Origin of the sequence: Streptomyces sp. NPDC058864 (genome assembly GCF_042742985.1) — a bacterium.
GTDB lineage: Bacteria > Actinomycetota > Actinomycetes > Streptomycetales > Streptomycetaceae > Actinacidiphila.
The window spans coordinates 190816-204633 of sequence record NZ_JBHYMQ010000002.1; the positions used below are offsets into that span (position 1 = coordinate 190816).

Below are 13818 nucleotides of genomic sequence, written 5' to 3' on the forward strand. Positions count from 1 at the left end.
GGGACCATCCGGACCGGCGATGAGCCGTGACGACGTCGACCGTGCCCTGGCACGGCTCGGCGACGAGCGGGACGCGGTCGAGGCGTCCCTGCTCGCGCTGCAGGACCACTCCGGCCGCAGGCTGCTGGAGGGTGCGGCGCTGAGCGGTGCCACCAAGGAGCGCTGGGCCGCGGCCGAGCAGGCGATCGCCTTGCTGTGGGCGCACTTCGAGACCTACACCGAGGCCCTGACCACCGCCCGCGGCCTGCGCGGCCGCCGCCGCTGGCCCACCCAGAGCGAACTGCGCGAGCTCACCGAGCTGCTGCGCGGCTCCGGCGTCACCGTGTCCGGCGGCGCCGTGCCCGAGGCGGCGCGGGGCCTGACCGGCCCGGCCCGGCTGAGCGAGCGGATCAGCCTGGAGCAGCTGCTGGCGCGGATGAACGAGTGGTACGCGCAGGTGATGGACGTGGTGTCCGCCGCCGACGCGGTGTGGTCGGCGCTGCCCGCCCGCATCGACCTGCTGATCGCGGAGGCGCAGCGGGTCCGTTCGCTCGCCGAGTCCGTCGGCGTGCGCCCCGGTACCCACCCCTCGGGCGACGACCTCGCGGGGATGCTGGACTCGCTGGCGGCGCTGCGTGCCGAGGTGGTCTCCGACCCGCTCGCCTTCTGGTCCGGCGGCCGGCCCGACACCGGGCGCTACGACCGGGCCGGGCGGACGCTGGAGGACATACGGCGCGAGGTCGAGGCCGTGCTGCACGTCCGCGACGACGCCGACCACCGGCTGATGCGGCTGCGGGACGTCCTCTCGCGCGCCGACCGCACCCTCACCGAGGCGCGCAGCGCCCGGGTCGAGGTGCTCGCCAAGATCGCGGCCTCGGAGGTGCCCGCGGTCAGCGGGGCGCCGGTCGCCCTGCACGACCAGCTCTCGGCCGCGGTCGACTTCCGCAGGACCGGTCAGTGGCACCGCCTCTCACCGCTGCTGGACGGCCTCGAACAGCGCGCCGACGACGAGTTGCTGCGCGCCCGCGAGTCGCTGACCGCGGTCACCGCTCCGCTGGCCGTCCGCGCCGAACTGCGCGGCCGGCTCGACGCCTACCGGGCGAAGGTGGCGCGCCACGGCATGGCGGAGGACCCGCTCCTGATGGAGCGGTACGACCACGCGCGGCGTCTGCTGTGGAGCGCGCCGTGCGACCTGCGCGCCGCGGAGAACGCCGTGCTGCGCTATCAGCGCGCCGTGGCCGAACTGCTGGTGCCGGGGCAGGCGGAACCTGCCGACCACAGGGGGGATGCACGATGAACTGCCAGCGTCCGGGCTGCGACGGGACGATCGAGGACGTCGGCGGAGGTGAGCTGTTCTGCGACACGTGCGGGCTGGCGCCGCTCGGCGCGGGGACGGCTGTCGGCCGGGGCGGCGGGGGCTCGTCGCAGCCGTCACGTGCCACCGGGACCGGACCGGGTTCCGCCGCCTCCTCGCGCTCGTCGCGGACCTCGGGCTCGTCCCGCTCCTCGCGCCGTTCGGTGTCCGGGCGGCTGTCCCGTTCACTGAGCGGCAGCACGAGCGGTGCCGCCTCCGTCTCCGTGCGCAGTTCGCGCTCCGGCTCCAGCGGGCCGACCCGCGGCAAGCTGGGCGCCGGTCTGGTGACCGTACCGCCCATCCCCCGCCCCGATCCGGCCGCCGCGGTGCTGGAGGACCCGCAGGTCCCCGAGCGCAAGCGGTTCTGCAGCAAGGGCGACTGCGGGGCGCCGGTCGGGCGCAGCCGCGGCGACCGCCCCGGCCGCACCGAGGGCTTCTGCACCAAGTGCGGCCACCCGTACTCGTTCACGCCCAAACTGCGGGCGGGCGACGTGGTGCACGGGCAGTACGAGGTGGTGGGCTGCCTGGCGCACGGCGGTCTGGGCTGGATCTACCTGGCCGTGGACCGGGCGGTCAGCGACCGCTGGGTCGTGCTCAAGGGCCTGCTCGACACCGGCGACGAGGACGCGCTGGCCGCGGCGGTCTCCGAGCGCCGCTTCCTCGCCGAGATCGAGCACCCCAACATCGTGCGGATCTACAACTTCGTCGAGCACCTCGACCCGCGGGGCGGCACCCTCGACGGCTACATCGTCATGGAGTACGTCGGCGGCAAGTCCCTCAAGGAGATCGCCAACGAGCGCCGGGGCCCCGACGGCAGACGCGAACCGCTCCCCGTCGACCAGGCCATCGCCTATGCCATCGAGGCACTGGACGCGCTCGGCCACCTGCACAGCCGCAACCTGCTCTACTGCGACTTCAAGGTCGACAACGCCATCCAGACCGAGGACCGGCTGGAACTCATCGACATGGGCGCCGTCCGCAGGATGGACGACCAGGACAGCCCGATCTACGGGACGGTCGGCTACCAGGCGCCCGAGGTGCCCGAGGTCGGCCCGTCCATCGCTTCGGACCTGTACACGGTGGCGCGCACCCTGGCCGTGCTCACCTTCGACTTCCAGGGCTACACGAACGTGTTCGTGGACAGCCTGCCGGACCCGGACGGCATCGAGGTCTTCTCCCGGTACGAGTCCTTCTACCGGCTGCTGGTCCGCGCCACCGACCCGGACCCGGGCCGCCGCTTCGCCTCCGCGGAGGAGATGAGCGAACAGTTGCTGGGCGTGCTGCGCGAGGTCGTGGCGCTCGGCAGCGGCAAGCCCCGGCCCGCGCTGTCCACCCTGTTCGGACTCGAACTGCGGGTGGTCGACACCGAGTTGCTGCCGCCCGCCCGGGACGCCTCCGCGCTGGGCGACCGCTCCGCCGACGGCGCCCGCAGGGGCGCCCTGCCGGCCCTGCCCGCCGGGGGCCCGGCCGCGCCCGTCCTGCCCCCGTCGTCCGCGCCGATGCCCGGCCCCGGCGGGTACGCCGCCACCGTGCCGGGCTCCCCGTTCACCGTGCCCGCCCAGCGGACCGCCCCGGCGCCCGCGCCGGCCGGGCCCGCCGTCTCCCCGCTCGACGTGCGGGCGGCGGCGCTGTCGCTGCCCGTGCCGCACGTCGACCCCACCGACCCCAACGCCGGTTTCCTGGCCGGCCTCGCGGCCGCCGCCCCGTCCGAGCTGGTGGCCGCCCTCCAGGTGGCGCCGGTGCAGTCCCCGGAGCTGCGGCTGCGCACCGTGCGCGCCCGGCTCGACAGCGACGACGCGCCCGCGGCCGTCGAGGAGTTGCGGAGACTGCAGGAGGAGCATCCGGACGACTGGCGCGTGGTGTGGCACCGCGGCCTGGCCGCGCTCGTCACCCGCGACGACGGCACCGCCGCGCTGTCCTTCGACGCGGTCTACGACGCCTTCCCGGGCGAGCCCGCCCCGAAGCTGGCGCTGGGCGTCTGCGCCGAGGTGCTGGGCCAGCTGGACAACGCCGCCGAGTACTACCGGCTCGTGTGGACCACCGACCAGAGCTACGTGAGCGCGGCCTTCGGCCTGGCCCGCGTCCGGCTCGCCGCGGGCGACCGGGCGGGGGCGGTGGCCGCCCTGGAGTCGGTTCCCGAGTCCTCGATCCACTACACGGCCGCACGCGTGGCGGCCGTCCGCGCCCGGCTGCGCGGGCGCGCCCCGCAGGAACCGCTCCTCGACGACCTGCGGGCCGCGGCCCGCCAGGTGGAGGACCTGCAGCGGCTGGGCCTCGACACACGGCTGCGCGAGCAGTTGTCCACCGAGGTGCTGGGCAGCGCGCTGGACTGGGTGCTGGCCGGGCAGCAGGGCGCGGCCGGGGTCCCGTCCGCGGAATCCGCCACGCCCGGGCTCCTGGGCCGGGACCTGGACGAACGGGGGCTGCGCTTCGGCCTGGAACACTCGTACCGGGTACTGGCCCGGCTCGCGGACCAGGGCCGCACAAGGATCGAACTGGTGGAGCGCGCCAACCGCCTCCGCCCCCGGACGTGGGTGTAACCGCCATGCCGCACGAGACCGTTTGCCCGGAGTGCAGCGAGCCTCTGGAACCCGACGACAAGTTCTGCGGCGTCTGCGGCGCCGACCTGTCCGCGCCGCGGCCGCCGGACGCGTACGAACTGGCGCCGCCCGACCCCGCCGCCGTCCCCGAACCGCCGGGCGGTGAGCCGGAGTCGTACGAGCTGGCGCCGCCGGGCAGGGACACCGACACCCTCCCCTTCGGCCTGGGCACCGCCGACCTGCCCCGGGCACGGATCACCGATCCCCGGCTGGACCCGCCGGCCGCGGCCGGGTCGCCGGGGACCTCCCCGCGGTGCGTGGCCTGCGGCATGGGCGACGTCGACCCGGACGGCTACTGCGAGCACTGCGGGCACGCGCAGCCCCGGCCCCGCGACCACCAGGAGCAGGAGTTCGACGGCGTGGCCGCCGTGACCGACCGGGGCCTGCGGCACCATCGCAACGAGGACGCCTTCGCGCTGGCCACGACCGCGCTGCCCGACGGCACGCCCGCCGTCATCGCCGTGGTGTGCGACGGGGTGTCCTCCGCGTACCGTCCCGACGACGCCTCGGAGACCGCCGCGGGCACCGCCGGCACGTCCCTCGTGCGGTCCCTGGCCCGCGGCGCCCAGCCCGAGGACGCCATGCGCGACGCGCTGCTCGTGGCCGCCCAGGCGGTGACGGACCTGGCGGCCGAGACCCCCGAGGAGGAGGCCCGGCGCCACCACAACGCGCCCGCGTGCACCTGCGTCAGCGCGATCACCTCCGGCAAGACCTTCACCGTGGGCTGGATCGGGGACAGCCGCGCCTACTGGATCCCCGACGACCGCTCCGCGCCCGCCTCCCGGCTGACCGAGGACGACTCGTGGGCCGAACGCATGGTGTCGATGGGCCTGATGACGCAGGCCGAGGCGTACGCGGACGAGCGGGCCCACGCCATCACCGGCTGGCTCGGCGCGGACGCCGTGGAACTGGACCCGCACACCGCTTCCTTCGAACCGGACGAACCGGGTGTAGTGGTGGTGTGCACCGACGGGCTGTGGAACTACGCGGAGTCGGCCGCGGAGCTCGCCTCCGTGGTGCCCGAGGACGCCCGCACCCGGCCGCTGCACTGCGCCCGCACCCTGGTCGGGGTCGCCATCGACGGCGGCGGCCACGACAACATCACCGTCGCCGTGCTGCCGTTCCCGGCCGCGTGACCTCTCCCTGATGCTCTCTTCCGAAGGTTGAACAAGCGCAAGGAGCGCACCCGATGGCCAACTTCTCCAAGTCGAACGTGCCGCAGTTCTCCGTCGACATCTACCAGAACGAGTTCCTCCCGGAGGGCGGGCGCGAGGTCAACGCGATCGTCACCGTGACCTCGACCGGCGGCGGCACCACGGGCGGGCTGCCGCTGGCCACCCACGCGCCCGGCGACGTGCCGGGCTCCGCGCCCGGGGCCGCCGTGGTGATCATGGTGGACTGCTCGGGCTCCATGGACTACCCGCCGACCAAGATGCGCAGCGCCCGCGAGGCGACCGCCGCCGCCATCGACACCATCCGCGACGGGGTCGCCTTCGCCGTGGTCGCCGGCACCCACCAGGCCAAGGAGGTCTACCCGGCGAACGGCGGCCTCGCCGTGGCCGACCCGGCCACCCGGTACCAGGCCAAGGAGGCCCTGCGCCGGCTCAGTTCGGGCGGCGGCACCGCGATCGGCACCTGGCTCCGGCTGGCCGACCGGCTGCTGGCCACGGCCGACGTGTCGATACGGCACGGCATCCTGCTCACCGACGGCCGCAACGAGCACGAGAAGCCGGAGGCGCTGCGCGCCGCACTCGACTCCTGCGCCGGCCGCTTCACCTGCGACGCCCGGGGCGTCGGAACCGACTGGGAGGTCAAGGAACTGACCGGGATCGCCTCCGCGCTGCTCGGCACGGTGGACATCGTCGCCGACCCCTCCGGTCTGGAGGCGGACTTCCGGCGGATGATGGAGACCGCGATGGGCAAGGAGGTCGCGGACGTCGCCCTGCGCCTGTGGACCCCGCAGGGCGCCGAGATCCAGTACGTCAAGCAGGTCGCGCCGACCGTGGAGGACCTCACCGCCCGCCGCACCGAGGCCGGTCCGCGTGCCGGCGACTACCCGACGGGCTCCTGGGGCGACGAGTCGCGCGACTACCACGTCAACGTGGTGGTGCCGGCGGCCGGCGTCGGCCAGGAGATGCTGGCGGCCCGGATCTCCCTCGTCCTGCCCCAGCCGGACGGCACCCCCCGCGTGCTGGGCCAGGGCCTGGTGCGCGCGCTGTGGACGGACGACATGGCGGCCTCGACGCGGATCAACCCGCAGGTCGCCCACTACACCGGGCAGGCGGAGCTGGCCCAGGTCATCCAGCAGGGCCTGGAGGCCCGCAAGCAGGGCGACTTCGACTCCGCGACCGCCAAGCTGGGCCGGGCGGTCCAGCTGGCCAGCGACTCCGGCAACGAGGACACCGCGAAGCTGCTCGCCAAGGTCGTGGACGTGGTGGACGCGGCGACGGGTACTGTGCGGCTCAAGGCCCGGGTGGCCGACGCCGACGAGATGACCCTCGAGACACGTTCGACGAAGACCGTCCGTGTGAAGAAATAGAGCAGCGGGACACAGAGGGGCAGAGGGGGAGAGAGCGACATGTCGACTTGCCCGAACGGTCACCGGTCCGCGACGGACGACTGGTGCGAGGTGTGCGGAATGCGCATGTCCGCGCCACCGTCCCCCTCCGTCCCGTCCCCGCCGTCCCCGCCGTCCCCGCCGCCCACGTACGCGGCGCAGGGCGCGCCACCGCCACCGCCGCCGTACTCCGGCGGCTACTCCCCCGGCTACACGCCCGGTTACGACCCCGGGTACGAGCCCGCCTACGAACCGGCCTACGACCCCGGGTACGGCCGCGGCCAGGGCGGCGCCGGCTACGACCCGGACGCCACCGCGGCCGCCGAACCGTGCCCCAACTGCGGCACCCCGCGCGAGGGTTACGCCCAGTTCTGCGAGGAGTGCCGCTACAACTTCGTCACCCAGGCCGGGACGACCTTCGTGCCTCAGGGGCCGGCCACCTCTCCCGCCTCCCCCGGCTACCCGCCCTACCAGCGCTACGAGTCGCAGCGCTCCCGCCCGTCGCAGATCAACCGCCCGGCGGAGCCGCTGGCCCCGGAGTCGGTGACCTCCGGCTCGGGCGACTTCCTGCTCACCCCGCCGAGCCCGCCGGCCCCCGGGCCCGCGCAGGCCAGCCCGCGCACCTGGACCGCCGTGATCGCCGCCGACCGGGACTACTTCACCGCCATGATGGCCCGCAGCGGCCCCGAGGCCCGCGGGCTGTACTTCCCCTCGTACTCCCCCGAGCAGCGGATGCCGCTGACCGGCCCGCAGGTCACCGTCGGCCGCCGGCGGCACAGCACGGGCGAGGCCCCCGACGTCGACCTGTCCCGGGCTCCCGAGGACCCGGGCGTCTCCCACAAGCACGCCGTGCTGGTCGAGCAGCCCGACGGCAGCTGGTCGGTGGTGGACCAGGGCTCCACCAACGGCACCACCGTCAACGGCGGCGAGGACCCCATCGACCCCTTCGTGCCCGTCCCGCTGACGGACGGCGACCGCGTCCACGTCGGCGCCTGGACGACGATCACGATCCTCCGCGACTGACCCCGGCCGTCCCCGGCGCGGGCCGCAGCTCCCAGCGGTGCGGCCCGTCCGGGCGGTCCAGCCAGGTCCACTGACGGCCCTCCGCCACGCTCATGCCGAAGCGGTCCCGGGGCGGCCGGCCCTCGGCGCGCCACAGCACGTACGCCTCCTCGACGGCGGCCCACAGGTCCCGCGGCCCGCAGATCCGGACCGTGCCGTCCCTGGCGGCGTGCGCGGCGGAGCCGTCGGCGGCGGTGATCGTGGGCCCGCCCGTGGTCCAGTGGACCTCGGTGTCCCCCGCGTACAGGCCGAGCAGGAAGCGGAACAGCTCGTCCTCCAGGACCCGCGGCGGGGTGTCGCAGGCACGGCTGCGCCACGGAGCGGGTCCGGTGCCGGCGGCCCCGCGGCGCGGTCCGGCGCCGGCGCCCCGCAGCGAGACGAAGTACGCGGGGGTGTGCAGGAAGCGGCCCTCGGCCCGCTCCGGGCCCGTCACGCGCAGCGCGATCAGGCCGCCCGCGAAGGGCGCGAGGATCAGCCCGCCGCGCCGGCACTGCCGCGGCCACGCCCGCGGCACCGACGGCAGCTCGCAGGTGGCGACGATCCGGTCGTACGGGCCGCGCTCCGGGCAGCCCAGCGCGCCGTCCCCGGTGACCACCGCCACCGGGCGCCCGGCCGCGGCCAGGTGCGCGCGGGCGGCCTCGGTGATCTCCGCGTCGAGGTCCACCGTGGTCACCGCCCCGGCACCCAGGCGGTGCGCGAGCAGGGCGGCGTTGTAGCCGGTCCCGGCGCCGATCTCCAGCACCCGCTGCCCGTCCTCGACCCGCAGCGCCTCCAGCATGGCGGCCATCAGCGAGGGCTGGCTGCTGGAGGAGAGCGGCTCCCCGTCCCGGACCAGTGTGATCAACGGCACGTCGGCGTAGGCGCCGGACAGCCAGCGGGACCGGCCGCGCGGGTCGGGGTCGTCGGCCGACAGCCGGGTGAACCCTCCGCCCGAGCGGGGACGGTGGTAGACGGGCACGAACAGGTGCCGCGGCACCTCCGCGAAGGCCGCCCGCCACCGCTGGTCCGCCGGCCCGCCGGCCGCGGCGATCCGGCGCACCAGCCGGGCCCGCAGCGGCACCGCCGCCGCCGCGTACCGGTCGCCATCCGTCATACGACCACTCTGCGACGGTGACCCCCTCCGGACAACGCGGGCCGTCTGAGAGCATGGGAGGCGTGAATGAGATCCCCCTGGGCACCGTCGAGCAGCAGACGTTCTTCGAGGCGGTCGGCGGCGAGCCGACCTTCCGGCGGCTCGTCCGCCGCTTCTACGAGGGCGTCGCCGAGGACCCGCTCCTGCGCCCCATGTACCCGGAGGAGGACCTCGGCCCCGCGGAGGACCGCCTGCGGCTCTTCCTCATGCAGTACTGGGGTGGCCCCCGCACCTACAGCGAGAACCGCGGCCACCCCAGGCTGCGGATGCGCCACGCGCCCTTCCGGGTCGACCAGGCCGCGCACGACGCGTGGCTGCTGCACATGCGCGCCGCGGTCGACGAGCTCGGCCTCGAACCCGACCTCGAGCGGCAGCTGTGGGACTACCTGGTGTACGCGGCGGCGTCGATGGTGAACACCGCAGGCTGATCCCGTCGCCCGGACACGTCACCGTCCGGGACTGCGCCCCGACGGACCGTGGGCGGGCGAGGCGCCGCCGGGGCCTGCGCGGCCCGGGCGGGCATCGTGGACGAACTCACCGCGCTGGACGGCTGCTTGCGGTCGTCGTGGGTCAGCGGACCGGACTGACCGACAGCCCCGGCAGGCCGCGCCGCACGGCGACCGAGCCGTACGGCGTGCGCAGCCGCAGCCACGGGCCCGCGGCCAGCAGCAGCACCGCGGGCTGTTCGGCGGCACGCGGTCCCGGGACGGGGGTGCGCACCGGGCGGAGGAAGCCCAGCGCGTGGGCGGCGTGCACCACGCGCAGCGGCAGGCCGGTGGCACCGAGCTGCCGGGACCAGATGTCGTCGGCGATGGCGTCCAGCTCCGCACGGGTGCGGTTCTCGGGCCGCAGCGCCTCGCTGCGGTCGCGGAACTCGGTCACCGCGGCCGCGGCCACGGCGCGTACGTCCTCCGCGGACGGGAGGCCCCGCACCTGCTCCCAGCCGCCACGCGGCGGGAGCAGTCCGGCCCAGGCGGGCCCGGTGACGGCGGCGGGCACGGCGACCGTGCCCGTCACGTCGTCGATGCCGTCGAGCAACTGCCCGGCGGAGACCGTCGAGTCCAGGTCGCCGGTGGCCCCGTCGAGCTCGGCGGTGCGGACGGCCAGGACCCCGCCGCCGAACGGCGGCTGCCCGAACACGGCGAGCACCGTGTCCGAGGCGCGCAGCCGGACGACGGCGGCCTTGTCCCAGCGGAGCAGCCGGGCCAGGAAGGCGGCGAAACCGTCCGCCTCCCTGGCATCGGCGAGTCGCAGGGCTGCCGTCATGCGGCGACTGCCCCCTCGCCGTCGTCCCCGGACGCGGACGCACCCGGCGTGTTCGCGCTGTCGTCGTAGTACGCCTCGAGGAAGGACCGCTCCTCCGCCGTGATCCGGCGCGGCCGGCCCTTCTCGAGGTTGTACGGCACCACGATCGTGGAGGCGCGCACGTAGACCGCCTCCGCGTCCTTGACCTCGTACGCGACGGTCAGTGAGGCGGCCCCCACCTTGGTCACCCACGTCTCCACCGTCACCGGCTCGTGGCGGTGCACCAGCGGACGCAGGTAGTCGATCTCGTGGCGGGCGACGACCGACCCGCCCGTGAACGACTCGCTGCCCTCCCCGGGCGCCAGCCGGAACATGAAGTCGATCCGGGCCTCCTCCAGGTAGCGGAGGAAGACCACGTTGTTGACGTGCCCGAAGGCGTCCATGTCCGACCAGCGCAGCGGGCAGCGGTAGATGTGCCGGGCCATCTCCCGCTCAGCCCCGGGTGAGCTTCTTGTAGGTGGCGCGGTGCGGCCGGGCCGCGTCGGCGCCGAGCCGCTCGATCTTGTTCTTCTCGTACGACTCGAAGTTGCCCTCGAACCAGAACCACTTGGAGTCGCCCTCGTAGGCGAGGATGTGGGTGGCCACCCGGTCCAGGAACCAGCGGTCGTGGGAGACGACCACGGCGCAGCCGGGGAAGTCCAGCAGCGCGTTCTCCAGCGAGGACAGGGTCTCGACGTCGAGGTCGTTGGTGGGCTCGTCGAGGAGCAGCAGGTTGCCGCCCTGCTTGAGGGTGAGCGCCAGGTTGAGGCGGTTGCGCTCACCGCCGGACAGGATGCCGGCCGGCTTCTGCTGGTCCGGGCCCTTGAAGCCGAAGGCGCTGACGTACGCGCGGGACGGCATCTCGACCTGGCCCACGTTGATGTAGTCCAGCTCGTCCGACACGACCGCCCAGAGGGTCTTCTTGGGGTCGATGTTGGCGCGGGTCTGGTCCACGTAGGAGATCTTGACCGTCTCGCCGACCTTGATCGAGCCGGCGTCCGGGGCCTCCAGGCCCTGGATCATCTTGAACAGCGTGGTCTTGCCGGCACCGTTGGGGCCGATGATGCCCACGATGCCGTTGCGCGGCAGCGTGAAGGACAGGTCGTCGATGAGGACCTTGTCGCCGAAGGCCTTGGAGAGGTTGTTGACCTCGACCACGATGCTGCCCAGACGCGGGCCCGGCGGGATCTGGATCTCCTCGAAGTCGAGCTTGCGCATCTTCTCGGCTTCCGCGGCCATCTCCTCGTAGCGGGCGAGGCGGGCCTTGGACTTGGCCTGGCGGCCCTTGGCGTTGGAGCGGACCCACTCCAGCTCTTCCTTGAGCCGCTTGGCGCGCTTGGCGTCCTTCTGGCCCTCGACCTTGAGACGGGACTGCTTGGTCTCCAGGTACGTGGAGTAGTTGCCCTCGTACGGGTAGGCGCGGCCGCGGTCGAGCTCGAGGATCCACTCGGCGACGTTGTCCAGGAAGTACCGGTCGTGGGTGATCGCCACGACGGTGCCCGCGTACTTGGCCAGGTGCTGCTCCAGCCACTGCACGGACTCGGCGTCCAGGTGGTTGGTGGGCTCGTCGAGCAGCAGCAGGTCCGGGGCCTCGAGCAGCAGCTTGCAGAGCGCGACGCGGCGCTTCTCACCACCGGAGAGGTTGACGACCGGCCAGTCGCCCGGCGGGCAGCCGAGGGCGTCCATCGCCTGGTCCAGCTGAGCGTCCAGGTCCCAGGCGTTGGCGTGGTCCAGCTCCTCCTGCAGCTTGCCCATCTCGTCGAGCAGCGCGTCGGAGTAGTCGGTCGCCATCAGCTCGGCGATCTCGTTGAACCGGTCCAGCTTGGCCTTGACCGGGCCCACACCGTCCTGGACGTTCTCCAGCACGGTCTTGGACTCGTCCAGCGGGGGCTCCTGCAGCAGGATGCCGACGCTGTAACCGGGCGAGAGGAACGCGTCACCGTTCGACGGCTGCTCCAGACCCGCCATGATCTTGAGCACCGTGGACTTACCGGCGCCGTTGGGCCCCACGACACCGATCTTCGCGCCGGGCAGGAAGCTCAGGGTGACGTCGTCGAGGATCACCTTGTCGCCGTGCGCCTTGCGCGTCTTGCGCATGGTGTAGATGAACTCAGCCAAGAGAAACCGTCCGGCATTCGATGTGTGGGCAGATACACCCCATCTTGCCAGCCGTCCACCCCCGGGCGGAAACGAGTACCCGGGCGACGTCCCTCACGCCGACGGCCCGGGCCCGGGCCGTCCCGTACCTGTCGTCGCCTGTCGCTGCCGGTCGACCCGGGCCGTCCCCGGACGGCCCAGGGCTGCCGCCCGATGTGGGCCCCGCTCTTCGAGGCTCGCCCCATGGTGGCTGCGAGAGCCGCGGAGCCGAACGCCCCAGTCCCTGCCGCGGGCCGGGGCGGCGGGTCCGGGGTGGCCGGGGTCACGGCTGCGTGAACTCTGTGAAGGCTGCACAACCATTCACACGGGTCACTCATCGAACCCTGCGAACCCACGGGCCACCCCGCGCCTCACCCGCGGAGGCCTCCACCCAGTGGTGTGCGGCGGCCCTCGATGTCGCGGCGCATCCGGACATACCGAGGTCTTGATGAAGATTCGCCGAGCTCTGGCCGCCGCGGCCGCGACGGCGGTCATCGTGCCGCTCGCCGTGCTGTCGGCTCCCGCCGCCTTCGCCGACGCCACTCCGGGCGCCTCCACGAGCGCGCCGGCCCCGGACGGCAGCACGCCCGACGTCGACGAGTCCACCCCGGCCGGGGACCAGAGCAGCGAGCCCGCCGATGACGGCAACGGTTCCACTCCCAGCCCGGACGGCCCGGCCGGCGACGGCGAGGGCGAGGGCGCCGGCCAGAGTCCCGGCACCGGCACGCCGGGCAACACCGCGACCGCGACCTCCCCGCCGAGCACCCCCAGCGGTGAACCGTCCGATGAGCCCGAGGACTGCCCGACCGACGAGGACGGCGTCGACGCCGACTCCCAGCTGGGCATCTCCGTGTCCGGACTGCCCGGCAAGATTGTCGCGGGCAGCGGCTGGCACGACTTCAAGCTCACCGCCGCCAACCGCAGCGACAAGGCCCTTGGCACGGTGCAGTGGCTCGCGGCCATCGACGCCGACAAGAGCGACCCGGGAGCCTTCCCGCTCAGCTACTTCACCAAGGTCCAGTACTTCAACCCGCAGACCAAGGCCTGGGAGTCGATCGCCGGCGAGGTCTTCGGCGGCTACTACTTCGGCCGGACGGAGCTTGGCCCCAAGGAGACCGTCGACATCAAGCTGCGCGTCGACATCACCTCGAAGGCTCCGACCGGTGTCGCGTTCTCCCTGGGTGTGGGCGGGTATCTGGACACCGAGAAGAACTGCGTGCACAGCTCCTTCTCGATCTACAACTTCACCGTGCTCGAACCCGGCAGCGGCAACGACGACCCGGGTGAGGCCAAGCCGGGCAAGGGCGACAAGCCGACCGGCGGCAAGGAGCCGCAGGGCGGCGCCGACGAGATCCCGGCCACGGGCAGTCTGGCCTCGACCGGTTCCAGCTCCGCCCTCCCGGTGATCGGCCTGGTCGGCGGTGTCGCCGTCGTGGCGGGCGCGGGTGTGGTGTTCCTGGTGCGCCGCCGCAAGGACGAAGCGCAGGCGTGAGACAGCGGAGGGGGACCTGGGCTCGAAGAGGGTTCAGGTCCCTTTTCGTCCTGCCCGCAGCGCCTCCGCGCATCTCAACCAGGTGAGTGCCGCTTCATCAGCGGGTAAGCGCTCAGACCTCGAACGCATCCGGTGTCCGTCCACCACGCTGCCCAAGGCAAGGCACGGGCCATGAAGTTGACGTCGGAGCCCGCTCGCTCTCACTGACTCGTCCACATGCTG

11 protein-coding genes are annotated in these 13818 nt (G+C 73.7%); 7 read left to right on the forward strand and 4 right to left on the reverse strand.

Annotated elements, in window-relative coordinates:
• The first annotated feature begins 19 nt into the window (after positions 1 to 19).
• The 5 genes from ACFW3D_RS02490 to ACFW3D_RS02510 all read left to right on the forward strand — a co-directional run bounded on the left by ACFW3D_RS02490 (position 20) and on the right by ACFW3D_RS02510 (position 7513).
• Positions 20 to 1276, forward strand: coding sequence for a hypothetical protein (locus ACFW3D_RS02490; protein WP_500500452.1), 1257 nt, complete (start codon positions 20 to 22; stop codon positions 1274 to 1276).
• Positions 1273 to 3873, forward strand: a complete 2601-nt coding sequence (locus tag ACFW3D_RS02495; RefSeq protein ID WP_500500454.1) for a serine/threonine-protein kinase — start codon at positions 1273 to 1275, stop codon at positions 3871 to 3873. Before ACFW3D_RS02490 ends, ACFW3D_RS02495 begins: the two co-directional genes overlap by 4 nt.
• Before the next feature lie 5 nt (positions 3874 to 3878).
• Entirely contained in the window at positions 3879 to 5069 is a 1191-nt protein-coding gene (locus ACFW3D_RS02500) for a protein phosphatase 2C domain-containing protein (RefSeq protein ID WP_500500455.1), read from the forward strand.
• Positions 5070 to 5122: 53 nt separating this feature from the next.
• Positions 5123 to 6472: a vWA domain-containing protein gene (locus ACFW3D_RS02505; protein WP_500500457.1), complete on the forward strand. Its 1350-nt coding sequence runs from the start codon at positions 5123 to 5125 to the stop codon at positions 6470 to 6472.
• Between the two features lie 99 nt (positions 6473 to 6571).
• On the forward strand, positions 6572 to 7513 hold the full coding sequence (locus ACFW3D_RS02510; RefSeq protein WP_500500459.1) for an FHA domain-containing protein: 942 nt from the start codon (positions 6572 to 6574) through the stop codon (positions 7511 to 7513).
• On the opposite strand, the gene ACFW3D_RS02515 is transcribed toward ACFW3D_RS02510, so the two are convergent.
• Entirely contained in the window at positions 7494 to 8645 is a 1152-nt protein-coding gene (locus ACFW3D_RS02515; RefSeq protein WP_500500461.1) for a methyltransferase domain-containing protein, read from the reverse strand. The two genes, ACFW3D_RS02510 and ACFW3D_RS02515, sit on opposite strands and share 20 nt — an antisense overlap.
• A 62-nt stretch (positions 8646 to 8707) precedes the next feature.
• Between ACFW3D_RS02515 and ACFW3D_RS02520 the strand changes: the two genes are divergently transcribed.
• On the forward strand, positions 8708 to 9112 hold the full coding sequence (locus ACFW3D_RS02520; RefSeq protein WP_500500463.1) for a globin: 405 nt from the start codon (positions 8708 to 8710) through the stop codon (positions 9110 to 9112).
• A 142-nt stretch (positions 9113 to 9254) separates the two neighbouring features.
• Here the strand turns inward: ACFW3D_RS02520 and ACFW3D_RS02525 are convergent, their stop codons facing one another.
• The 3 genes from ACFW3D_RS02525 to ettA are packed head-to-tail and all read right to left on the reverse strand — an operon-like array spanning position 9255 to position 12086.
• On the reverse strand, positions 9255 to 9950 hold the full coding sequence (locus tag ACFW3D_RS02525) for a DUF8185 domain-containing protein (protein ID WP_500500465.1): 696 nt from the start codon (positions 9948 to 9950) through the stop codon (positions 9255 to 9257).
• Positions 9947 to 10414 (reverse strand): acyl-CoA thioesterase, encoded by a 468-nt coding sequence (locus ACFW3D_RS02530; RefSeq protein ID WP_500500467.1) that lies wholly within the window; start codon positions 10412 to 10414, stop codon positions 9947 to 9949. Before ACFW3D_RS02530 ends, ACFW3D_RS02525 begins: the two co-directional genes overlap by 4 nt.
• 7 nt (positions 10415 to 10421) lie before the next feature.
• Positions 10422 to 12086 (reverse strand): energy-dependent translational throttle protein EttA, encoded by a 1665-nt coding sequence (gene ettA / locus ACFW3D_RS02535; RefSeq protein ID WP_500500469.1) that lies wholly within the window; start codon positions 12084 to 12086, stop codon positions 10422 to 10424.
• A 466-nt stretch (positions 12087 to 12552) separates the two neighbouring features.
• Between ettA and ACFW3D_RS02540 the strand changes: the two genes are divergently transcribed.
• Positions 12553 to 13596, forward strand: coding sequence for an LPXTG cell wall anchor domain-containing protein (locus ACFW3D_RS02540; RefSeq protein WP_500500471.1), 1044 nt, complete (start codon positions 12553 to 12555; stop codon positions 13594 to 13596).
• Positions 13597 to 13818: the final 222 nt, after the last annotated feature.

Bases quoted from the DNA above. Each gene is read 5' to 3' on its own strand.
- ACFW3D_RS02490 (WP_500500452.1), top strand. From the start codon at position 20: ATGAGCCGTGACGACGTCGACCGTGCCCTGGCACGGCTCGGCGACGAG.
- ACFW3D_RS02495 (WP_500500454.1), top strand. From the start codon at position 1,273: ATGAACTGCCAGCGTCCGGGCTGCGACGGGACGATCGAGGACGTCGGC.
- ACFW3D_RS02500 (WP_500500455.1), top strand. From the start codon at position 3,879: ATGCCGCACGAGACCGTTTGCCCGGAGTGCAGCGAGCCTCTGGAACCC.
- ACFW3D_RS02505 (WP_500500457.1), top strand. From the start codon at position 5,123: ATGGCCAACTTCTCCAAGTCGAACGTGCCGCAGTTCTCCGTCGACATC.
- ACFW3D_RS02510 (WP_500500459.1), top strand. From the start codon at position 6,572: ATGCGCATGTCCGCGCCACCGTCCCCCTCCGTCCCGTCCCCGCCGTCC.
- ACFW3D_RS02515 (WP_500500461.1), bottom strand. From the start codon at position 8,645: ATGACGGATGGCGACCGGTACGCGGCGGCGGCGGTGCCGCTGCGGGCC.
- ACFW3D_RS02525 (WP_500500465.1), bottom strand. From the start codon at position 9,950: ATGACGGCAGCCCTGCGACTCGCCGATGCCAGGGAGGCGGACGGTTTC.
- ACFW3D_RS02530 (WP_500500467.1), bottom strand. From the start codon at position 10,414: ATGGCCCGGCACATCTACCGCTGCCCGCTGCGCTGGTCGGACATGGAC.
- ACFW3D_RS02540 (WP_500500471.1), top strand. From the start codon at position 12,553: ATGAAGATTCGCCGAGCTCTGGCCGCCGCGGCCGCGACGGCGGTCATC.